This window comes from Ureibacillus massiliensis 4400831 = CIP 108448 = CCUG 49529 (assembly GCF_000772965.1).
Classification (GTDB): domain Bacteria; phylum Bacillota; class Bacilli; order Bacillales_A; family Planococcaceae; genus Ureibacillus; species Ureibacillus massiliensis.
The window spans coordinates 15,679-38,656 of sequence record NZ_JPVQ01000032.1 but is presented as its reverse complement, the minus strand read 5'-3'; the positions used below and the strand labels follow the sequence as shown (position 1 = coordinate 38,656).

General features: G+C 33.9%; 26 protein-coding genes and 1 pseudogene. All 27 read right to left on the bottom strand.

The window, feature by feature from the left end:
- Positions 1-188: 188 nt before the first annotated feature.
- Positions 189-1,829 carry a mercury(II) reductase gene (merA, locus tag CD30_RS14420; protein WP_036178243.1) on the bottom strand — a complete coding sequence of 547 codons (1,641 nt, stop codon included), beginning with the start codon at positions 1,827-1,829 and terminating at the stop codon, positions 189-191.
- A gap of 15 nt (positions 1,830-1,844) precedes the next feature.
- Positions 1,845-2,159 (bottom strand): heavy-metal-associated domain-containing protein, encoded by a 315-nt coding sequence (locus tag CD30_RS14415; protein WP_052126235.1) that lies wholly within the window; start codon positions 2,157-2,159, stop codon positions 1,845-1,847.
- Positions 2,160-2,175: 16 nt separating this feature from the next.
- Positions 2,176-2,478 (bottom strand): mercuric transport protein MerT, encoded by a 303-nt coding sequence (merT, locus tag CD30_RS14410; RefSeq protein WP_036178242.1) that lies wholly within the window; start codon positions 2,476-2,478, stop codon positions 2,176-2,178.
- Between the two features lie 19 nt (positions 2,479-2,497).
- The gene (gene merF / locus CD30_RS14405; RefSeq protein WP_036178241.1) at positions 2,498-2,728 is read right to left on the bottom strand and encodes a mercury resistance system transport protein MerF; all 231 of its coding nucleotides are present in this window, start codon (positions 2,726-2,728) and stop codon (positions 2,498-2,500) included.
- 17 nt (positions 2,729-2,745) lie between these two features.
- Complete coding sequence (gene merR / locus CD30_RS14400; RefSeq protein WP_036178239.1) at positions 2,746-3,144, bottom strand: Hg(II)-responsive transcriptional regulator; 399 nt, start codon at positions 3,142-3,144, stop codon at positions 2,746-2,748.
- Between the two features lie 151 nt (positions 3,145-3,295).
- Positions 3,296-3,505 (bottom strand): annotated as a pseudogene (locus CD30_RS14395) (YnfA family protein); the annotation flags it as partial.
- Between the two features lie 91 nt (positions 3,506-3,596).
- Positions 3,597-4,733: a hypothetical protein gene (locus CD30_RS19615; protein ID WP_052126234.1), complete on the bottom strand. Its 1,137-nt coding sequence runs from the start codon at positions 4,731-4,733 to the stop codon at positions 3,597-3,599.
- 322 nt (positions 4,734-5,055) lie between these two features.
- Complete coding sequence (locus CD30_RS14385; RefSeq protein ID WP_036178235.1) at positions 5,056-5,292, bottom strand: hypothetical protein; 237 nt, start codon at positions 5,290-5,292, stop codon at positions 5,056-5,058.
- Positions 5,293-5,480: 188 nt separating this feature from the next.
- Complete coding sequence (locus CD30_RS14375; protein ID WP_036178230.1) at positions 5,481-5,672, bottom strand: hypothetical protein; 192 nt, start codon at positions 5,670-5,672, stop codon at positions 5,481-5,483.
- Positions 5,669-5,800: a hypothetical protein gene (locus CD30_RS20670; protein ID WP_255475360.1), complete on the bottom strand. Its 132-nt coding sequence runs from the start codon at positions 5,798-5,800 to the stop codon at positions 5,669-5,671. The genes CD30_RS14375 and CD30_RS20670 overlap by 4 nt, the downstream gene beginning before the upstream one ends.
- A gap of 62 nt (positions 5,801-5,862) precedes the next feature.
- On the bottom strand, positions 5,863-6,114 hold the full coding sequence (locus CD30_RS14365) for a hypothetical protein (protein ID WP_036178225.1): 252 nt from the start codon (positions 6,112-6,114) through the stop codon (positions 5,863-5,865).
- A gap of 36 nt (positions 6,115-6,150) precedes the next feature.
- Positions 6,151-6,363, bottom strand: a complete 213-nt coding sequence (locus CD30_RS14360) for a hypothetical protein (protein WP_036178223.1) — start codon at positions 6,361-6,363, stop codon at positions 6,151-6,153.
- Between the two features lie 131 nt (positions 6,364-6,494).
- A complete protein-coding gene (locus CD30_RS20665; protein WP_255475359.1) occupies positions 6,495-6,617 on the bottom strand; it encodes a hypothetical protein in 123 nt (40 codons plus the stop codon).
- Positions 6,618-6,827: 210 nt separating this feature from the next.
- The gene (locus tag CD30_RS14355) at positions 6,828-8,702 is read right to left on the bottom strand and encodes a TnsD family Tn7-like transposition protein (protein ID WP_036178221.1); all 1,875 of its coding nucleotides are present in this window, start codon (positions 8,700-8,702) and stop codon (positions 6,828-6,830) included.
- Positions 8,703-8,707: 5 nt separating this feature from the next.
- Positions 8,708-10,372 (bottom strand): ATP-binding protein, encoded by a 1,665-nt coding sequence (locus tag CD30_RS14350; RefSeq protein WP_036178219.1) that lies wholly within the window; start codon positions 10,370-10,372, stop codon positions 8,708-8,710.
- Complete coding sequence (locus tag CD30_RS14345; RefSeq protein WP_036178217.1) at positions 10,356-12,542, bottom strand: Mu transposase C-terminal domain-containing protein; 2,187 nt, start codon at positions 12,540-12,542, stop codon at positions 10,356-10,358. Before CD30_RS14345 ends, CD30_RS14350 begins: the two co-directional genes overlap by 17 nt.
- Positions 12,526-13,371, bottom strand: a complete 846-nt coding sequence (locus CD30_RS14340) for a heteromeric transposase endonuclease subunit TnsA (RefSeq protein WP_036178215.1) — start codon at positions 13,369-13,371, stop codon at positions 12,526-12,528. The genes CD30_RS14345 and CD30_RS14340 overlap by 17 nt, the downstream gene beginning before the upstream one ends.
- A complete protein-coding gene (locus CD30_RS14335) occupies positions 13,361-14,170 on the bottom strand; it encodes a recombinase family protein (RefSeq protein WP_052126233.1) in 810 nt (269 codons plus the stop codon). The genes CD30_RS14340 and CD30_RS14335 overlap by 11 nt, the downstream gene beginning before the upstream one ends.
- Positions 14,171-14,598: 428 nt before the next feature.
- Positions 14,599-14,802, bottom strand: coding sequence for a hypothetical protein (locus CD30_RS14330; protein ID WP_036178213.1), 204 nt, complete (start codon positions 14,800-14,802; stop codon positions 14,599-14,601).
- A 198-nt stretch (positions 14,803-15,000) separates the two neighbouring features.
- A complete protein-coding gene (locus CD30_RS14325; protein WP_036178211.1) occupies positions 15,001-15,543 on the bottom strand; it encodes a hypothetical protein in 543 nt (180 codons plus the stop codon).
- 2 nt (positions 15,544-15,545) lie between these two features.
- Positions 15,546-15,896: a DUF2442 domain-containing protein gene (locus CD30_RS14320; protein WP_036178209.1), complete on the bottom strand. Its 351-nt coding sequence runs from the start codon at positions 15,894-15,896 to the stop codon at positions 15,546-15,548.
- Entirely contained in the window at positions 15,893-16,066 is a 174-nt protein-coding gene (locus CD30_RS14315) for a hypothetical protein (RefSeq protein WP_170215848.1), read from the bottom strand. The genes CD30_RS14320 and CD30_RS14315 overlap by 4 nt, the downstream gene beginning before the upstream one ends.
- 555 nt (positions 16,067-16,621) lie before the next feature.
- Complete coding sequence (locus CD30_RS14305; RefSeq protein WP_036178202.1) at positions 16,622-16,978, bottom strand: hypothetical protein; 357 nt, start codon at positions 16,976-16,978, stop codon at positions 16,622-16,624.
- A gap of 528 nt (positions 16,979-17,506) precedes the next feature.
- A complete protein-coding gene (locus tag CD30_RS14300; RefSeq protein WP_036178200.1) occupies positions 17,507-17,896 on the bottom strand; it encodes a hypothetical protein in 390 nt (129 codons plus the stop codon).
- 665 nt (positions 17,897-18,561) lie between these two features.
- Positions 18,562-18,954 (bottom strand): four helix bundle protein, encoded by a 393-nt coding sequence (locus CD30_RS14295; RefSeq protein ID WP_036178198.1) that lies wholly within the window; start codon positions 18,952-18,954, stop codon positions 18,562-18,564.
- Positions 18,955-18,977: 23 nt separating this feature from the next.
- On the bottom strand, positions 18,978-19,271 hold the full coding sequence (locus CD30_RS14290) for a hypothetical protein (RefSeq protein WP_036178197.1): 294 nt from the start codon (positions 19,269-19,271) through the stop codon (positions 18,978-18,980).
- Positions 19,272-20,491: 1,220 nt separating this feature from the next.
- Complete coding sequence (locus CD30_RS14280) at positions 20,492-22,195, bottom strand: DEAD/DEAH box helicase family protein (RefSeq protein ID WP_036178193.1); 1,704 nt, start codon at positions 22,193-22,195, stop codon at positions 20,492-20,494.
- Positions 22,196-22,978: the final 783 nt, after the last annotated feature.

Here is a 22,978-nt window from a genome sequence, read left to right as displayed (position 1 = left end):
CAAGGCTACAGTTTATTTGCCTTGGGTAAAACTTCTTTTTGCTATAACATAGAAGCAGAAAAAAGGGGGTAGGGTTCAGGGAAAAATCACCTACTTTGTGACTGTGATTTTCCTCCTATCCAACACGACACTCACTTTTTAAACAATCAATCTAATTGTTTTCTATACTGTTTTTTATAAAAAAACTTCTATCCTGCACAACAAGATAATTTTGAAACGTCTTTATCAAAAGTAAGAGAAGCCAACTTTAACCCTTCTGCCATAGTTAAGTATGGTGCGATGCTTTCCTTTAAGTCTTCTACAGTTAAACCAAATTTTACTGCTAATGTCCCTGCATAAATTACATCCCCTGCATTTTCAGATACAACATGAACTCCTAATATCTTTAATGTTTTCGCATCTGCCACTATTTTGAATACCCCTGTGGTTTCACGATTTACAATTGCTCTTGGAACAGCATCTAAAGGTAATACAGATGTTTTGACATCATATCCTTTTTCTTTTGCTTGTTCTTCTGTTAAACCAACGGTTGCAATCGAAGGATTTGTAAATGTAACACCTGGTACAACCGATAAATCCAATTTTTTATTTAGTCCACCAATTGCATTATCAGCGACAATTCCACCTTCATAGGCCGCTACATACACAAATTGTGGCCCAAGCGTTACATCCCCAGCAGAATAAATCTTTTCATTACTTGTTTGAGCATAGTCATTTATCTTTATTTCTTTACGGTTTCCAACCTCAACACCTGCTACACTTAAATTTAGAGAATCTGTATTTGGTTTTCTACCTGTAGCAACAAGTAACTGTTCTGATTCAACGACCTTTTTCTTACCATCTACCGTAACATAAACCTTTTTGATTTCACCAACTTGTTCTACACGTTCAAAAGTTGCCCCTTTAACAAGGGTTATACCTTGTTCAATTAACGCTTTTTCAACTACCTCTGAAATCTCTGGGTCATATTCTTTTAAAAGTCGCTCACCTCTTTGCATAAGCGTTACTTCTGAACCTAAATTGTGAAAAAGTTGTCCAAGTTCCATTCCGATGTACCCCGAACCAATAACCGTTAATCGTTTCGGCACTTTTTTTAATTCAAGTAGGCTTGTACTCGTTAAATAATCCACTTCTTCCATTCCTGAAATCGGTGGTAAAGATGGAGAAGCACCTGTTGCGATTAAAAAGCGTTTTGCAGAAAGTTTTTTTCCATTAACCTCAACTGTACTTTCATCAACAAATTTTGCTTCACCCTCAATTAAATCAAATCCATATTCATCAATTAAATTAACATATTTTTGATTGCGGAGTTCACTAACCAATTCATTCTTTTGCTTTACTAAAGGTGCTAATTCCACTTCCCCAGCAGAAGTTTTTAACCCTATAAATAGATTTGATTTTGCTAAATGATTAATTTCTCCAGCTCGTAAAAGGGTTTTAGAAGGAACACAACCAATATTTACGCATGTTCCCCCAACCGTTCCACGCTCAATCATCCCAACTTTTGCACCATATTCTATTGCTTTAATAGCGGCCGAAAAGGCTGAACCACCAGAACCGATAATAAGTAAGTCATAGTCCCCTTCATTACCAAATACTACGTTTTTTTGTGATAAAACTTCTTCAATTTCCCCAGGCTGATATTTTGCTTCATTGATAGCTCTTTTGGCAGTTTCAATCTCTTTATTATCAGGTAATTCAAATACAGCTTCACCACGACTAAAATTAGCTTTTATGTTTTTAGCTCCTATATTTTCAAGTGCGACAGCTACATGCTCTTCACACCCTGTACAAGTCATTCCCTCAATCTTTATCCGATATTTTTTCATGTGTTTTATCCTCCTTTATTTTACACCGTAACCTAAATCCAAAACGGACTCTTGAATGATTTTAATATCTGTTTTTACATCATCATAAGAAACCGTTACAGTTCCCTCTGTTCCTTTTGTTTCAATAATTACATTATTTACCCCATCCACTTTATTTATCGCACTTTCTACGACAAATGGACAACTTGCACAATACATATCTGTTACCGTAAACGATACGGAGTTACTATTATAACTTGTAATAGTTTGTATCTCTTTTTCATTACTACACGCAGAAAGAATAAGTAAAAACAACAATAAAATGATGGCTAAAACCTGTTGAACCCGCACAATAAATACCCCTTTCCTACAAGTACCCTTTGGAAATTAGCGTATAAACAAACATCCCAAATACCAAAACTGTTGTAATCCATAATCCAATAATAGAGCTTTTCTTTTTACATTTTCGCCCATAAATCAAATAAAATGAGTAAGCTAATAAAACCAACGTAACCGTTATTAACATCGTTTGATATTTCGTTGCATAAATTGCTAATCCTCCAGCAAAACCTGTTAAACCAAGAGGAATCAAAATTAGAGGTCCTAAACAACAACCTGCCATCACAAATCCAGAAAATAGTGTTGCTACTTGTGAAACTTTCTCTTTCATCACTATCACCACCTATATCTTAAGAGCAACAAGAATCATTCTTAGAATTCGATTTATTCAACTTATTATAAGAGTAGAGAGTTAAGGCAAGAAAAATTGCTAAAACTGGAATTAGAATATAATCTAAATAGCCAGTTATCGCCCCTAATCCAATAGCACTTAATAAAATAACTAATATAGGTGTAGCACAACATAGTAGAACAACAAATATACCTACCATTCCTACAATAAAGCTCTTTTTATGTTTCATAAAAATCTCCCTTCTTATTAGTCCTCAATCAACGCTTCAATAATGGGGCATTCATGTAACTCCTTTTCATCTGGACATCTTTTCTTTAAATCTTTCAACATGCGTTCAATACGCTTTAAATCTTCTATTTGTTTTTTAACTTCTTCTTCTTTTTTTGATACAAATTCAAACATGTCCTGGCATCGAATTTCATCTTTATCTACAACCCCAAGTAATTTATAAATTTCATTCAAAGAAAAACCAAGCTCTTGCATTCGTTTAATAAACCCTACACGCTTAACATCATCCTCTGAATATGTCCGATAACCTGAATTTGTCCGAGAAGGTTCTTGTAATAAATTCTTTCGTTCGTAATATCTAATAGTTTCTTTATTAACCCCACACTTATCTGCAAATTCACTAATACGATAACTCAACTTATTCACCCCATATAAAGTATAAACCGTGTACTATGGTACACGGTCAAGGATAGTATTATACATTTTTCTTAAGACTAAAAAAGCAATACCCTTCTATTAAAGGAATTGTTATTGGCGTGGTGCAAACAACACCACTGAAACACCAACTAAAGGTTTGAAATGTAGCAATAACACCGTATAAAGCTAATGCAACACCTCCAAATATACCCCAATAAAACGGCTTACCTTCCCTTAGCCACAGCCAAATAAGATAACCTCCTCCAATCTCAGCAATTCCTGCAAACAGAAATAATGCGATTGTATAAAACAAATATAAACGCTCCCTTGAACAATTTAATGAATAATAACCTTTTAACATTCCCAGTTACTTGAATATTTATAGAAACTTCCTATTTTAAGGAAGTTTTGAAATCCCTGTTGAAAAATATTTAAATGAAATAATATTATTTTCACTTCTGGAAATCTTTCGTTTTGGTTACAAAAGACTGCTGAATTACGTCTTTATCTTTGTTTAACAGCGAATTTCTTTCAAGGAGAATCTCAATAAATTCTTTAGCAAAACCAATCAAATCAAAGTAATCAAATATATCATCAATATTGATGTAAACATATCGACAAAATCTTGAATTATAAATAGCCAACTTATCTATTTTAGGAAAGGAAGGTGTAAAGAGAGATAAAATATAATATCCGATAAGTTGCCTCATATGGTCTGCTTTATATCCAAACTGGGACTCAGTTTTTATCTCAATCAACGTGCTATCTATTAAAATATCAGCATCTGCTCCTCCTACTAAAATAGATGCTTTTTCAAATGAAGGATTACATATAAGAGTATGGTTCATTATGAAAAGAGAAGAAAACTTTTGAGTCTCTCTTGTTAAATTTAACAAGTCTGTGATATCCTTTTCTGACACATAAAAAACACCTTGTTCATGTATATAATTAGAACGATAGAAAGCATCCAAATTCCCCAGTATCATACAATCTTCCATCAGTTGAGTATCATCAACTGATTCCCCTAAAATGTAAGAATTTCTTCTTTCAATAATATTATCATAAATAATTTCCCCTTCAGAATAATGGGTAGTTATTGTAAAGTCCCCAAAAAACTTTAGCTCCATATTTTCAAGGATTTCTTCTGTGTATTTTTCATGTATGTAATCAAGGACTGCTTCAAACCATTCATCAGTTGTTTTATTCTCTTCTTTCATTTTCAAATAGGTCTCATAATAATAATTACCGAACTCTTTTTCTTCTTCTTTTATGAATGGAAGGTGATATTTGTAAGCATCTTTATCGAAAAATTTTTTCTCTGTAAAAAGCAAGGATAGACCCTGATAAGCAACTAAATTATCATTTTCTTGTAAGCGGTTATTTATTCGTTGTATAAACGCTCTTAACCAATAATCATATGCGTGTCCTACAATGGGGTTTGCTCTACCATCTGATTTCACAATAATTGGTGCTTTCACAGGAAAGGCAGGACCTTCATTAAGTTTCTGAAAAAACTGTTTCATATTTGGAATTGACTTGAAAAGTTCTTTTATCTGCTTATTATGGTTTAGTAATCTCGTCAATGACATTTACCGTACTCTTTACATATTTCAATTAAGACTATCGAAGAAAAGAGTTACCTTAGCAACTTTACTCAATTTGGTAAAATAAATACTTCTCCCTATTTTTATGTCAAAAAGGGAATTTTTGCCTTCCTGCATTAATACACACAGTAATGAAAACAACCACCTTTAAGCTCCGCAAAAAAGGTGGTTGTTTCGTAAAGCAAAAAGGGTGCTCGTTCTCATAAAAATATCCTTTCGATGCACGAAAACCCAAAGCTCCGCTATCATATTTTACCAAAACTCTAAACAAACAGAAAGTAAATGCAGGAAAGTTGTGTAAATTAAATCATTCTTTCAAATCTTGTTGAAGCAAACACAATAATTCTTCTTTTGATTCCTGTGGAAGAATACTGATAAATTCTCTGATGCCCATATTGAATAAGCACAACATCAACATTTTTTGTCTTTCATTGTTAAAAGGGAGGAAAACTCCTTGAAAGAATTCTAACTTGTTTAATGTAGGAGTATATTCTTCGTAAATCTTATAATTAATAAGCTGAGCTTCTATCTTTGGGATTAACATAAGGTCATAACTACCTCCTCCAGGTTTTAGTACAATAAGGACATTTCCATGCAAAGATAGAATCCCAATTGGAAACGCCAATTTTCTCACTTACGTATCGAAGTTTGTATTTCTTTTGCTCTTGTTCCGAAAGAATTCTTATCAAATTCTTGCCACAATACGGACAATATTCTTTTGGTATTTCTTGCTCATTCTTCATTTTGTTCTTTTCCCCACTCAACTTGTTTACAAATATTTTTCCTTACCAGTAGATGGGCATCTAAACACGCACTGGAAAAATCAGATTGGCTATATACCTCTTGTGACCAGAAGTTCTCATCATCTCTATCTTTATTATTGGAAACAACATGCAAATTCTCTAACATTTGATAGTAATTCACTCTTCCCCCTCCTCTTTAACGTCTAAATCTTGTTCAGTTAGCATCTTTCGCAATGTCTTCCTTGTATCATCGGAGATGAGTTCTAAAAATCGCTTTAATCCTGTGGCATGTAAACCGAGCAAAAGCATATTTTCAGCCCCATCCAGTTTTCCCTTCTTTAGAAACATGTCTTTTGGTAAGCACAATGAAATCACATTGTCCTCAAGAAAAGCTGTTCTTCTGTTATCTCTAATTGTTTTGCGAACTGCCACTTTTTATGGTCTTCTCTAAATTGCTCTATTTTGTAAATAGGCACTCCAAACCTTTCAGATATTGGTTCATCATCATAATCAGTGGTCTCCAGATAAATTCTTGCCATTTCTTCCGCTATCTCTTGCCTTGCTTCCTTTTTCATATCCTCCAGAAGTTCTGCTCTAAACTTTTCCATCCAATCTTGTTCCATTAAGACTTCCCTCCTTTATTTGCGATTCTTATTTCATCATCTCTCCAATAGATATTCTGAAATCTCGTTTAGTGTTGCAAAATACTCCTCTTCCCTTTCCACCTCATATCCATAATTCTGCAATTTAACAGGCGGTGTTTGTAACCATTCTCGAATATCATTATCCAATTCTAATTCAGCATTAAATGATAACACCTCCATCAATTCGGTAATATCAATTTCCTTTTCCTGCTTAAATCCCTTATTCATTCTTATATCCTCCTTGTTCCTATTCATCATCGTTCTTTAAGTTGTAATCTGACCTGTTTATAACATCCACGAAACTCATTTCATTCACAAATTAGTCATCTCCTTTTGATTACAGTCTTTAATAAAGCTAACTACATAAGAAAGAAAACTTTCACATAGTAGCCAATGACTAAAGAAACAGCAATAGTAAGTGCGTCTCCAATTAATTCAATAGAAAGATTTTGTAAAGACCCTTTCAACTTTTCCAACAACATTCTCTCTCCTCCTTTCGATACAGTTTGGAAACAAACACAATTAAAAACGCCCAGTCCTATGACTGAGCGTTAATTTATGCAATATGGACTTTTGCGATTAATATAAAAAGTCGCCATTTTGTTTCCTCATTTCAAATAATTATTATTTTCTATAAATTTATGATACCTACAGCTCTTCCCAATATCAAGCCAAACCTTGCTAAACTAATCTTATGAAATAATGCTACTTATCCTTTCAAACTCCACTTCTAATTCCTCTATCCATTCACCCCGAATACCAGCTACCCTCGATACTCTCCACCATTGCACATCATATCCTTCTCGTTGGCATTCTTTAATCGCCCATTTGATTCTGCGAATTTGAAAATCTCTTACCGATTCAATATGTTGTAGCAAGTATTCATTGGTTTGAGGCAACTTGAATAGATGCTTTTCCAGCAAGGATAATTTGTCTACTTTCTTCCCAACTCTGCTTATCGTTACTCTTTCAGGCTTATTAGGGGAATTAAGTATTTCTTCTACAATTCCCTTTACGGACTCATGAGTTTCCACATCTCTTTTATCCCAATCCACCCGATTATTTACCATAGTAATTTGCTTCTTTTTTGGAGAGTTTGAATTTAACCACTCCCTATCATTGCGATATAGCCAAGTATAAAGACCACTATTAACCTTCCGCAGTTCCGTTTTACTCTTTTCGGGATATCGCTTCTGCAAATCCAGCCATTCATTACGAAAACTATCCTTGTTAATAAGATTGTCTTTTCTTTTATAACCGAGTTCCACTTCGGTTTCTCCTAAATTCTGACCATATTTCTTTACCGTATTTACATCTACCTTTAATCTTCTTGCGATTTCTCTCATACTTAAATTCATTTGAAAAAGTTCTTTTAGCTTTGATTTCCATACTTCTCCAAACTCTTTTACTCTTCCAACCTTGTACCTATCATCTTCACTACTATCGGGTCCCTTTCGTGCGTAAACAAACCCACAGGAACAGCTAAATGTCCCAACTGGCCTCTTGATTTTACTGTCATACCGTATAGACACTTCAGTAATTACTGGCTGTAAATAATGGTCTGCTCCCGCATTTAAACATGGAAAAGGACTTTTGCCAAAAGGTAAATACTCATTTTCCTCATTCCATAAGTCTTCCAACATAATTCCTAAAAATTGAATCATCAGCAGATGTCTAATTGGATGAACAGTTTTACGTGGTTTTCTAACCATCATACTTAACCAGCAACTTTCATTATTAGTAATGGATGATTGGACTATCGTTAATAAATTCTCCCCATAAAACTCAAGAAACTGCTCTCGAAGTTCTTTTTGCTTTACACTTCCATTTATATTTGCTAATCCCATCAACTTTAACCTCTCTATATATTGAGAGAAAAACCATTCAGGTGGCTTATTGGAATAACGATTGTTTAATAGTTTATCCACATTATCTACAACTTGAATATAATTGGGGATAAATTCAGATTCTATAGCATCTTCTATATTCTTTGAGGTTTTATGTTCTTCGGTTAAATTGCAATTGTCTACAGTTGCTGGAACAAACTCATTTTTGTTAAAGTGATGTACTAATACTTTGCTGTTGTACAGTAAGGTCTTATGCTTTGAACAAATAATAATCCCAGGAATTTGGTGACTTCTCACCCAATACACTTCTCCATATTTCTTTAATGACTCTGTCGCACACTCTTTGCACATCCTAATATATCTATTCTCTGCAATTGTACTTGCCATAACACCTATTCGATTATGGATGCTTCCACCGCTGTTACCCTTCATAGATTGCAAGATGCTTTTGGCACGTTCTGGCGGAAGAAAGGCACTATAAAATGGATATAAAGTGTTCTCCATTATCAAATTTTCCGCAGTATATGCACTTCCAATCGGTAAATTGCTTATCAAGCTATCTATGTTGGCTGGTAAATCGACAACAGTAGTGACAGAACGAGAGCCAAATAACTCTTCAATGGTTGCCTTGGGGCTGATGTTCCCACTTCTTATATGGAAACGTGCTAATGTACTATATAACAACTCATTCGGATACGGTGTTGGAAAAAAACCAACCATTATTCTCACCCCACACTGAAGAAATCATTTTCTATCACTTTAATAATTCCTTTTTCTTTAAGTGCTTCATGGGCAGATAGACCATTTGCTTTTCCTTCCGAAACAATCAATCTTAAATCTTGCTTGTTTTGCAACTCCATTTTCTTTGGTAATTTAGTCGGTATAGGGCTACTTTCTTCTATATTTATAGACAGCTTAAACGCCTCTTTTACAATCCCCTTTATATCAAATTCTTGTCCTTGCTTTTCAATCACAGTATCAATACACTTTTTTGCCTTGCCTGGTTCAACATCCAACTCAATTAACTTTAAGATAGACTGTTCCCTCACGTTTTCCTTCCAATTTTTCTCCTGCTTTTTCTTCGCTTTTTGAATTTCTTTTATTTTATTGTTCATAGAAACAGTAGAAAATTCCTGATTAATAAACCCTTCTACATCTATAGGTGCGATATCTTCGTATCTCGAAATAGCTTTAATGTCGCCACTTCTTATAGCATTAATCATCGGCTGAATTAGTTGCAAATTCTCTCTTGCCACTTTTCTTATTAATGCAGGAGTTATTTGTTCCTTACCACTGGAAATTGCCTTTACTTGAGCCATGACAAAAAGTTTAATCGCAATATCTGTTATTCCGCCAGATTCATCATATAAAATATCTTTAAACTCTTGTGTAAGAGCAGTTGGCTTTCTCACCCACTGATAATCCCACATTCCTTCGAGAATTAAATCCCAATTAAAATCCTTTTTCATGCGTTCTATCACCATATCACCCTGACCACTGCCTCTTCGTGCTTGGCGGAGGTCGCCTCTTAAATAAGGAAGTGCCTTTGGTGTTCCTATCAAAAGAATAGGAGTTCCCATATTAGATAAGTAATGAAAGAAGTTCATCATTTTTTCTGCTCCACCAGATTTGGCAACGCTCAGCGACTGCACCTCGTCTATTACCAGTAGTCCAACCCCATGAACCCTAAGCATTTGAGATAAAGCAGGTTGCATGGAGGCTATGGGCATTCTTGCTGAACCAAACCGCTTATAATAGCTTGTACCCAATAAACTATCCAAGCTCCTATATGCATCAATACAAACACCTTTAATATTTCCATCGAATGAACAATCTAATTTAAGCCAGACCAACTGATACATATTAAAATCATTATTCTTATAGCGAGAATGAACAATAAGTTGTGGTAGAGCTGATAGTACCACATTTATCATTCGGCTTTTACCGATTCCTGATGGTCCCAAAATCGTCATTGCAGAAGACGTGCTTTTTAAATTGCCATTGTACATATCTATGTTTGCGTTTAGAATCGACTTGTAGTTTTCGTGCAATCCTTGAGCGAATTCTGGTTTAAAAGGATTGTTATGAACATAACCCATACGAATCATCCTGGAGACCCTTGACTCCAAATCAAGCGTTTGAAAAATTGGCTGGTAATATTGGAATAATCGCTGGACAAGGTGCAGTCTTATATGACTATCCAAGTTACGTTCATTTTCATTAAAAGGTGGATAATAGGCTAATTTATCAACTACCTCCTCCTTTGAAAGAATGGGAGGAAGAGCTTCGATAAAAGGATTGTTTCTGTATTCCATCACTTCCTGGTCTCTATATTTTGCCATTACAGCTTCTCCACCGTTTGGAATTATTACTTTATTCTGTTTTTCCATACGTTCTCTCCTTCTGCTTCTTTCTTAATAGGGCCATTTCATTTTCAAACTCTTCTGGTCCCTCTTCAGGTTCTTGATTATTCATTCTATTAAATGAAAGAACTTCTCCCTTTTCGTTCGTCACTTTCTTATCAAGTTCAAATGCCTCATTTTCTTTGTTAATCATCTTTTCTATTTGCCTATTTTTACGAATTCCCTTTAGTTTTTGTGTCTTGCTCTCAGTTTCATCCTGCTGTTCCCTCGTCATTTTCTCTGCTTCTTGAACGATATTTTCTATCTCTGAAATTAAATCAATTTTGGATTGTAACTGTTCATCCTCTTTTTGCTTTTTCAGTAACTTTTCATATTCCTGTAAGTATTCAAACTCTTCAATACTCTTGTTTATGTGAACTTCTTGGTAATCCAGAAGGTGGCATTTCTCAAATTCTTTTCCGTCTTCCTTCTTTATATATATGAAGTTTAAATTTCTTGGGTCATAGGATATATGAATCTTTTCTCCACTACCACTTATACGAACACGTTCAAAACTACCTTCTCTAATAAGATTTGAAGAAGTGTAAAATAACCCTTTGAATTTAATTCCTTTACCAGTTATATAAGCATTTGCAGTTGGCATCAGACACAATTTCATAGTATCTTCTGAAACAGAACGCAATAAACCAGCACGATTTTTCATTCCCCAATTCCATAACTTTATTGGAATAGGCTCTATATCATCGCTAATCATCATTTCTTCACGATTATAATTAGAAAGCCAACTTTGGTTATATTCGAGAATCGAATAAATCATAACTTGGGTAAATTGGAACAAATCGAGAACGCTATCAAGACGATAATCTCGGCTTCCTCTCTTACGGAAATCAGTTTTCACAGTTCCAGGTAAAAATGGTTGTACGGATTTCTCATTAATAATTTGAAATTTTCTTTCTACAAAAGGTTTCATATCGGCTCTATAGGGACTTGTGTTCTGTACTTTAACATGTAAGGAACTAACAAGTGTCTCAACCATCTTACCCTGCAACTCTCGGTCAGCTATCAAAGTATCGCAAAGATGGCGGGATGGCCATTGCTCCTCTATAATCTCAATATCGTACTCTTTGCAAAAATCCACTTTATTACTTGCCGAATTAGCAAGAGCACTCATAGCCCCATTCCAAGAAGGTCCTTCTAAGCCCACATATAGTCCTGTAATCATCATGGAAAACTTGTCCACACAGAGGTAGATGACGGGCCTTCCGATTATCCAATTTCTGTTATATCTGGAGACTAAGTAAACATCAGCAATGGTGGCATCAATTTCGTAATAACCTGGTCCATAAGCCTCTACTGTAGAGTTACCCAATAATGCTCTATGATTTTGCAAATACTCTTTCGACCCCTGCCTTGAGTATATTTCCTTCTTCAAGTTTCGCTCCTTATAAAAGAAGTATTTAAACTGTCCAAAGGTTGGAACTTCACTGGATGGTTTTAATATTGGCTTCCTAATGCCTCCATCTATCCTGTAACCATCTGCATAAAATTCCTTCCTCATTAACTGGTATGCAGTGTTTAAGGAGTTACCAGACTTTGTATAGTAAAATTTATTAAGTGCTATCCTAAATATCCGTTTCGTTTCTTCATTGACATTTACACCTTCACCCACAATATCTTTATATTTTTTTGGTCTCCCCCTTTTTTTACCTGTTGCTTGTTTTTCCTGAGACCTCCCTATATTCTTGTAATCTGGCAAAAGGGCATTCATGTGTTTTCCCCTTTGCCAATATCGCCTTAAATACTTGTAGACTGTTTTATTACTTACTCCAAATTTTCCACTTGCCTTTTTAACAAGTTCTGCACGTTTCTTTGCATTAAAAACTTCTGGTTCATTTTCTTTCTCCGCAATGGCTTTTATTATCTCCCATGCTTTATTCCGAATCTCCTTCTCTTTTTCATTAATCTCATTATCATTTCTAAAAATTTGGAAAGGGTCATCTTTAATAACGGTTGCACCTTTAATCTCAATATCATTAACAATGTCTTCTACATTTTTATATATTGGAGTGCTCTTGTTAGCATAAATATCAATCAAAACTGCAACTGTATAATCACTGCTAATCCACAATATTCTTTCAACGGTATCCTTTAACGAATCTCCCGTATAACCGATTAACGTATTAACGGTCAATAGCAATTTTTATTTCACCCTGCCTTTCTTGCGGAACTATCTCTAAAACTTCTGCCGATTGGTTTAATTCAATCTTCTTATTCATATCTATTTTTATCTGTTTGGTTGTTAATAAATGTTTAAATAGCAACAACCCTGAACCAGCTTCAAGATTTAGTTGAGAATCAACTGAACTTGTTATCTCCCGAACTGGTCTTTTATTTTTATAGAGTGATTCCAAAAGAATTCCTGAAATATACGAAATATCACCTTTAGTAAAATCCGTTGTTTCCTCTAAAAACCTCGCTGGATGTATCCACTCGATGTTTTTCGCCTTAACTATTGGAAGCTCCTTTTGGGTTAATAACGCCCAATCAATACCTTTTTTCCAAAAATAACGTCTTATTAACTCGAAGCGTTCAATCACTGCCTTTCTTTCCAATTCATGACTTGCTTTAACACTCCTTGCAACATCATAGGTATTTCCGTCATTTCCCCTAACTGTAATTAGAAAGGTCGTGGTTAAAATGTAGGGAAATCCCGATTGTTTATCCTTAAATTTCCTTATATCTATATCTTCTTGCTCCCCAACTACTTCTTCAAAATCGTATAAAGGCACATGCTCTTTCACTTGTAAAATTGAATCGTCAAACTCAGTTAGGTAGAAGAATCGTGTTTCTATATCCGACAGTAGGTGGACAATCCGATTACATCGCCAAGTTCTTAAACGACTGCTTCTGCCAACCGAGCCGAAGTCCTGCACTCGAATAAATCCTTTATAGGATTCAAATTCTCCCTGTCCTCTACCTTCCTTTATATACCTTTGTAATTTTTCCTCGTTCCACTCACTTCTCATTTCTTACACCAGCTTTTCTGTTTCTATTAATTAGAGCTTGTACTTTCCCAAATACGACCTTATTTATCAACGGTTTATGATTCCCCTCGATAATCAAATCACTGTGTCTTAAAACACCTTTATAAAAATCATTCTTTAGTATCCCAACCAAGGCCTGTTTGCTAAATCTGTTCCCCCTACTGCTTCTTACCCCAGAGTTGTCTAAATACTTTTTAAGTTTCCCAAGACTGCGTAACTCCAAATACTTTTTGAAAATCAATTCGATAATGGCCGCTGTTTCTTCATCAACAATAATCTTTGCTTTATCATTCCACTTATAGCCAAGAGGAGCATTCCCACATGCTTTATCGCCCATTTTAATTTTTGTTCTACGGCCTTTGTTGAGCTTCATAGCGATACTCATTCTCTCATATTGGTCGAGCAATTCCATCATCCCATTAACCAAAAAGTCATTTGGATTTTTCGTGTAAATTCCGCTGTAATTAGGCTGTTCAATGCTGATAACGTCAGCCGAATGCTTCTGAAATTCTCTGTGAACTAAAACTTTGACTGTATCACTTCTCCAAAGTCGGGAGGTGTTTAATACTACAACTTTCTTTACTTCACCAAAAGAACTAATTAAATCATTTAATCCGTCTCTGTTTGCAATCGTTCCAGAGATTCCCTCATCTCGAAATACTTCAATTAAGTCGTATCCATTCTTTTGGCAAAAGTCTATAATTGCTGATTCCTGCGTTTTTAACCCATACCCATCCATTTGAGTTTTTGTACTAACCCTTATATATCCAAAAACATCCAACTTGTTCTTCCCCCACTTATATGTAGTCAATTATTATTCATAATGTCTGACTTAAAAGCTGAAAAAATATAGGACTATCAATGTCCAGTTGCTTTTAAAGTCGCTTATTAATGAACTGGTCATTTAATTAGTTAGTTGCAAAATCCCGTTCGGAATCACCCCCTTTAACATAATCAACGTAAATCTTGACTATAAAATATGCAGACAAAAAAATAGCATATAGTACTTCCAAAGAGTTTTTTTTCTTTTGGAAATACCACATGCTATTTTGATTTGCTTTAATATTAGTTTAAAAGGATAAATCTTACTGCTTTCAAATTGACTTTTTATATGTCATCATCTTATCTCAAGAACCTGCGAAACTCAAGTACAAAATAATTGGAACTCTCACTTTATCAAGTTAAAAAACTAAAGACGGTACTGTATTTTCATTCAAGCTCATTTAGGTTGGTAAGATAAACAGCATTACTACTATCGTTTATATCTACGATTGAATCTCTGGTAAAGATATATTTGCTACTATCTAATTTTGCCCTAATGCTGAGGAAGTACGCCTCCGCCTGTTTCTTGCTATAAAATATCTCGGTTACTCCGATATTCCCCCAACACTCTACTGCCCAATTCTTTTCCATATATTTTTCACCCTTTTCCGAGTTTCTTCTATTATATATGATATATTTTTTAAATCCCTTTATCAAAATGAAAGATTATATAGATAAGCAAGTTTCAATCTGAGAGTAAAAGAGATTTGAAAAGAAGTAGAATTAAATTAATCCTCAATCAAATCTCCTTTATTTCTCGTTTTTATCCTTTTTCTTCTTTTTCAAAAATTATTCAATAAAACATCTAAATGCTCCAGCAATTGTCCATTTTTCACTCGATTGTCTTACATTATTTTCAATAAATTTTAATAAGGAATTATATCCTTCCATAAATATCTTTCCCTCTACAAAAAACACGAACATTGATATATCAATTTCCAACCAATCCCAAGCTGATACTTTAATTTCATCGGTAATTCTATTGGATTGAAAGCAAGGAAAATTCCTCTCTTCTACTACTTGTACTATTTCTTGAAATGTCGATAATCCACCGATTATTTCCACAGCCGATATAAAACAATCAGTATATGGCTGTTCTTGGGGATACATCGAATATTGATATTGTATAAATTCCTGCAATTGTTCTAAGACTACGGATTCTTTAATTTCAAAAATGACTTTGTCATGGGTTTCGTTAAATTCATATAAGGACATATCAAAGTGTTTATTTAACCCAATTTCTAATTTTTCAATAGTAACTCCTACCTTGTCCAATCTCTTCTTATCAATTTCCATCCTATAACCAATTCCCATTTGAAGATATTGTCCCATCCTTATTCACCTCTCTCCCTTTTCTGCTTTTCCTGTTCCTTGATAAAATCATTCATCATCCTAAGCAGGTAATATTGACCTCGCTTCATTTCTTCATTTACTAAAATATGGTCAATATTTACACTTTCCGAATATAAATGTTCAGGTTCAAAATCTACCCCGTTTTCCCAAACGACTGTACCTGCTACATTATCAAGCATTGCTGTTTGAAACATATCAATATTATCTCTAACTTCGGCTAACTTGCCTTTATCATCACGCAAGAATTGCTTGATGTCTAAGAGCCGATATTCCCCATTACCAAATTCAAGGATTAGTTTAAATTTTACTGTAAATAACGATGTTACTTTCATAACTTTTTATCTGCCTTCCTTCTAAAAAATCTAAACTTCCTTTTATCTATTTCGTCTAATAAAGCCAGAGCCTTTTTATTTTCCTTTAGAATAGGGTGGCTCATATCAGCAACGGACATCTCTTTCCCAAGGCTTGGATTACTGCTCTTTTTATTTCTCTCGAATGCCAATAGTCTCTCTCCCTTTTTCAATAGATTCTTCTGCTTTTCAGCCACTTTAAAAATTCAAGAAACTCCTTTATATCTTGTTCCCTCCTAATTGAATCAGGGCTTTTAATTGGCATCGTAATATAACACCGAGACCTCCGATGAAACTTCTTATATTCATTTGTCACTTTTCATTCCTACCTTTCACTAAAGTCAATTACAATGGGAGGTATTATACTTTTTACTTTGCATGTACTGCTTTTAGGGACTGCTACCTATCTCCTTTTCTTTAAAATAACTTTTATTGATAACATTGCTAAAACCGCAATAATTGCTACAGCAAATAGACTTACAACAATTAGAGAACTCATTTTTTCCATCCTTATTTGGTATATAGTCTTTGAATCCAAAAAGGGAAGCCAATAGTCAATTTTTTGAATTTTTTTAAATCGACTTTGGCTTCCCTATTAAGATTGATATTATTTTACAAATTGATGTTATTATTTATAGAATATACTCGGAATAAGACAATTGCAACAACTACTACTTTTTGCGGGTTTTACTTTAAGCCTCTTGTTATCAACGTCTAATCGGTACAATATTATTATATGGATTCTTCCCTCTCTCTTTTTCATAATCTTGAATACATTTTAGCGAAATACAAGTATTTAACCATCTTCTTAGAAAATATGCTTGTTCTGTTACATCACAGTCAATTAAATCCTCCAATGAATACGTGTGATTGAAACAAACATCTTCGACTTCATCTTCAAGATAAATTGTAAACTCCTCTAACTCCCCATCAATTTCCCAATCACATTCAATTCCAAATTTAAACTTAATAATGGAGCAAATGTGGTCGAGCTTTTCGACTGCCAATATTTCTTGTAATTCATTTATATTTAACTCTTCATTATTGATATCAATAGTCCCCATAGTTACTTCTCCTTTTAATTTTAAAATGGTTAAATCTCCAGCAAATTTTCTGTAAAGTGTCCCACATAAAAGTAGTTCTTCAACATATTATCTTTACTGAAACATATAAGAGTATTTGCAAAAATCACAAATAATGTTTTAGAAATGCCAGTGGTATTATCAAGCACAAACCTACTTACACTTTCTCGAAATAATCTCTCTATTTTTTCTTTTAATACTCTTTCATTCCGTAGTTGGAGATATTCAAGTTCTTGTATTTATATTTATCTCCATACAATTTTTTCAACATCAGTTTCATAACCTTTCCCGCCCAAAAATATAAGTAATTCTTTATCTGAACAGAACGACCATAAGAAGTAACGTGCAGAGTCTGTAATACTCCTACACGTTACTATCAAACTAATTCATTATTTTGTATCTCATTCAGTAAAATACATCTCGATTAAATCCTCAGCCTCAGTTTCAGCAACTAATGCAACTGCTTCCTCAGTTGAATAGGTTTCTAACAAATGGTATCCCCCACAATTATCACAATCCCTGAAATAACGAGTATTCTCCTTCATTTAATCCAATCACAATATCTATTCCAGAACTTAGCTCCAATATTGTTCTAATATGTTCCAGCTTTTCCATAGCCAATTCCATTTGAAGTTTTATATTAGTTTGTTGGGTATTTTCCACACTCTGATTAATTTGCATAATTATTTCCTCCTCATTTTTAAAAAGTTCTTCATATTCATTCTCTAATAGTGATTCAAAATGCTCCGTTAAGAAGTCTCCAAAATCATTCCCTTTTTCCTCTGCCATTTCCCAATAAAACGGATTATCAATAAACACAATATCTACAATATTTTTAATCCCTAATTCTTTTTGCAGTCTGTTCTTATCTCTTTGTTGGCTTCTCTCTCCACCAGCCACTACAACTAATTCACCTTCGTTAAATGGCGAAACTTGTTTTTTAACCCTATCTACGCAACAATATGAACAAGGTCGCTATCCTTTTCACCTTTCTCATATCTTCTCAATTCTTGTACCAAAGTTTTTTCATCCTTGAATTTAATAAATGATTCTTGATAACCCATTTTTTACTCCTCCAGATTTAAATTTTGAAATTTTCATACCTAATGCAAATAACAATTCCATTACGTACTATTTATTAGGTGAATCCTGTCCAATAGCAGTCAATTCTACAAAAAATTCCCTTTATCGATTTTTCAAGGAACGACAAAAAGACCGTATTTATTTTTTGTAAGAACACATAGGTAGACATAACCATAGGGAAAAAAACCTTTTGGATATAGTCAAAAAACCTATATGAAATTACAAGAAATAAATACGGCCTCTTACCGTCATCAGATAATAATACATTAATAGAAATGTATAAGTTAGTTTCAAAAAATCTTCTTTAGGCAACAAATCTATTGGCGTTGCCTGTATTCATAATTTACACTCATATTTATTATATGTCAATAATTTTTTTACCGACTATTGCCTTACCAAATATATGCTATATAGAACTATGTGTAGTCGCATCTTAGTCAGGATTGGTTCTATTCGACAAAGAAATATGGGGGCAGGGAGAACTATGCTACTCCTTGGTTCTTCAAGTTTTTCATCATTTTTATTAGAATTAGAATAACAGCTTGTAAAAGGTCATCCGCTGTTTTAAATTGTTCCTCGGTTATATATGAATTCACCCTTGCCAAGTCGTACCAATATCGGGACTCTTGAGCACTGCCAAGGCTATTATTAAGAAACGTCAATTCTTTTGCTGGATAGATTTGACCGTTGCCCTCGCAGAGATTAGCCCCAATACTGGAAATGCTTTTTATTGCTTGGATTTTCATATTCTTCTCTTCTATCCAGGGAAACTGTTTTACATGTTGATAAACTAATTTATTTAACTCCATGCACATATCATATAACTTTAATTTTTGAGGGTCCTTTACAAAAAAATTATCTGGATTATTTTTCACTTTTTCTTCCTCCTTCTTTTCTATTAAGCTGTTCTGTATAAACTTTCAAGTTTCCTAACATCATCCGTTACATTCAAGTGCAACTGCTCTTTTTTTGCGATAATGATGCTGTATCTAATTTCCACTAATTTGAATCGGATTTCTTCCAGTTCTTCAACGCTACTGCCTTCAAAGCACGTTTCTAAAAAGGTTTCTTTTAACTCCTTTACTTTTTCCTGCATTTGCTCCACCTCTTCAATCGCCAGTGGTTGTAATGAATGGAGAAACAGCGTTCTTTCCAGTTGGTCGATGGCTATTTTAATTTGTTCAGTGGTCACTATATCGTCTTCTCCTTTCTATCAATTACCTCTTATGTAATACCAGTTTATCAATTTACAAGTTTTTTTAGGGGCAAAAATGGTCGGATAGTGTTCGAGCACCTTCAACCCCGTTGGCTACTTTTTTTCGTTTCTATCCACTGCAACAACTCTATAAAAATATGTTTCAAACGCTATTTACCTGTTAAAAATTTACATAATGATACTTTATTAAATTAAATCGTTAAAATGTTGTTTTACACGTTCGCTTGATGAAAACTTTGAATTGAATTATGTCGAAATACTTTACGAAAAGTTGTATTTATATTCTTCTTATAAAGAGGAGTTTTGCTAAAAAACAACTTTTGAGATTTCCCTCATATCGAATACATCTACATATTGGATAAAAATGCAATATCAAATTGAACCACTATACAATGTGCCAATAGCACAAAAATAATCTATTCTTTCAACAATATCTAAGGTCTTCCGAAAAACATGGAACTTTTACATAAAGCCTTCGCTTTCCTATGATTTAAAACATCCTTTGTTGTAGATTTATCACTTTGTATTCAAATGTAACTATGTCAAAAAACCTCTGATAAATTGAAAATTAAATACATTGATACAATAAAACTTCTACGATGATTTGAAACTATACGGAACAACCAATACAATTCAATGTGCCAACAGCACAAAAACTGATGTCCGAAAAGCCACAGTACATTGGAATACCACTGGGTCTTATCAAACTGCATCTATTAAAGAAGCATTGTTCATGAAAAAAGGCTCTTTTGTTACCAAAAGAACCAAGGCTTTATCGAAATGTCATAGTAAAAATAAAACAATCACCGATAACCAGAATATTTAAGGGATATATGTTTAAATACCAATGCCATATGCTTTTACAAAAAAGCTGTATAATACAAAGCAAATGGATAATAGCAGTTTTAACCTTTCGTTAGATATTGTTTTTTTCTTTATCCATTTGGCTTTATGTAAAAGTTGGTTTTTTATTTTTATTCATCCAGTGTTTTCTATAACAGGTGAACGTATTACCCCAGTTGCACTTGAACTTTCTATAGAAGGTACTTACCTATCATCTGTTTTTGAATAATGATGATACTATTTCAACGCACATCATTGATATTTCCTCTGACTCTAAGGCAAACGAATGTGCAATACAACATTGCTGATGTAACAGAAAAAGGATGCCTGTAAAGACACCCCGTAACTGCTATTTATTTAAATATGAGCTGTTGCCCATGACTTTCGATTTGATTTGCTTGTAAAAAAGGGGCAAGGTTTTTTAGGATTTTAGCAAATAAGTGTTTATCCAGAATTCCGAGCTGTTCTCTAAACTCCTTCTTTTTAATGCTACTTACTTTTTTAGCACAAGCCACAAGAGCCTCCTGAACCAAAGTTACCTTCTTATCAAAGGAAGATTGCTCCTTCCGTTCGCTATCAGATTTTTTCCTTTTATTCTCTATAGTCATTTCACGCTTCACGTATTGCACATTTTGCAATTGATTTAATACCATATCTACCGCCTCTTGATTACCGCAGAAAAGATAGATATCCGCCTTTTTCGTTAAGTCCCTGTTAATTCTCTTAATAGCTTGGTAAATCTCCCCAGCAACTACGGATTTTCTGATTGCTTCAACTTGCTCATGTTCAAACACTTGAATATTCCCAACAGAGTTTCCTCCGAATACTTGAAAGTAGAAATACAGCATAGAATAGTCAATATACGAGTAATTCGGGGTTTTAAGAATAACTACCCTATCAAAATCTCTGAAATCGTTGCGGCCAATAATGTTACCAAAATACTCCGTCTCAAGTTTTATATTTAGATGTTCCTCAATCTCTTCTAAGTTATCTCCCATCTGAGCAAACTTCATCAACAATGCTTCTTGAACCTTGTCTACACTGTCTTTATCCGTAACAAATAGAATCTTGCTACCACAGCTAAAATCAATCTTTTCAAGAGAATCCTGAAAGAACCTTGCATATTTTTCTAAGCTCCCTTTACCTGTTTTCACTTCAAAATGATGGAGAATTGTTTGGGAATAATCAAATATTGGAGGCTGTTTTTGGATGGAGAACATTTCATTAAAGAATCTGTAGGTTGCATCAAAACTCCCATTTGCATCCAAGATTATATTATTTTCTAACATAACATACCGTATATCCTCAATTGAATGAAATTGGTTTTCAAAGAATAGTCCACCACTTTTTATAAGATTCTTCACTTTCATCAATAGCATCTTATGGTTCTTGTCTGTAACTAAACTAATTAGTTCATCAAGAGCTGATTGATACTTTGCAAAGTCATCTTCCTTAAAATCAACATAATACATTTCCTTTTTATTTACAGACCCAATCAATGGTAGATAATGATAGTATTTTTTCTTTAGAAGTTTCGCCAATACTTCGACTATTTCGCCTTGTTTATAAAGAGCAAAACTTCCCCACAGATTGCCAATATCCTCAATTGAAACGGTAAATCTCTCTACTAAATCCATTCGTTCATCAATAATCAAAATTTGCCGATTATTAGTCAATTCTGGGTGCAACCCCCGACAAAACTGCTTGTACATAGAATGACTGCATACCAGAATTTGTGCTTCTATTGCCTTTTTTAACGCCTTTTTAGATTTGTTGTCTTCACCTGTAATTCCAACCGCAACCTCTTTTTCAGCATATTCATTGATACGATTTACCGTCTCTTGAAGCCGATTATCTTTTACAAATCGTTGTACATATAAAGCTCGGAAGCTATATTGTTTGGTCATCTCGCCCAAGAACCGTTGTGACTCTCTTGACTTTCCACTACCAGCTTCAAACGGATATACCACAAATACGTCATTTCTCCATTTATCTTGGTTGATAATTTGTTGTCGCAGTTGCTCAAAATCATATCTTGTATTATTAATAGTATTCATTTTCCTTTTGCCTCCTTGATTAAAGTTATTAACACCTTTAGTAAATCAAATTTGAAGAAGGCAATACATAGATTATCTGCTCTACCTTGCTTTACATAAAATTTTACAAATAGTTATATACCATCACCTTATTTGAGTTATTTTTAACTTAAAATTTTTATTGTTTGGTGGTTTTCGGCATTATCTGGGTTTTACGTAATTATATATTTTACTTAAAGGTAAATAGTTGCTCTTTTGCTCTTTTGAACTTTTCAACTGAACTTAGATATTTCTTAAGTAAATCGCAACTGGCGATTGAATAGTTAATAGTTTTCTTTATATAGTAGTGACGACTATTTCAGTAATGTTTTGTATCCAAAAATCTTTTGACGTTTTGTTAGATGAATGACTTTTTCCATCGCTTGTTTTATAGAATGAGATTTATTTTCTTTGCCTTTTTCAGCTTGGCTGATGATAAAAGTTATTGTTTTGATAATTAATTAGACCTTAGATTCTTCAAAATAAGTAGAGGCTTTGGAAAAAGTCCTTTGACATTTCGTAATAACCTATTTCTGCATTGTTCAAATGAATTTTAGATATTTTTTTGGGACTATATAGGTTTATGTTTTCCGAAAGTTGAAAAGTCGTTCTACCTTACAGCCACAAGGGAATAAGGCGTTTTAGAGCAGGAGAAATCCACAATTTTTATTCTTACTTCTCTCCCTTCCTCTTCTCAAATGGAGTTGCATTTTAAACTCGATTTAATTATCCCACTTCTTGGTCGGACGGTATCGAACATTGAAA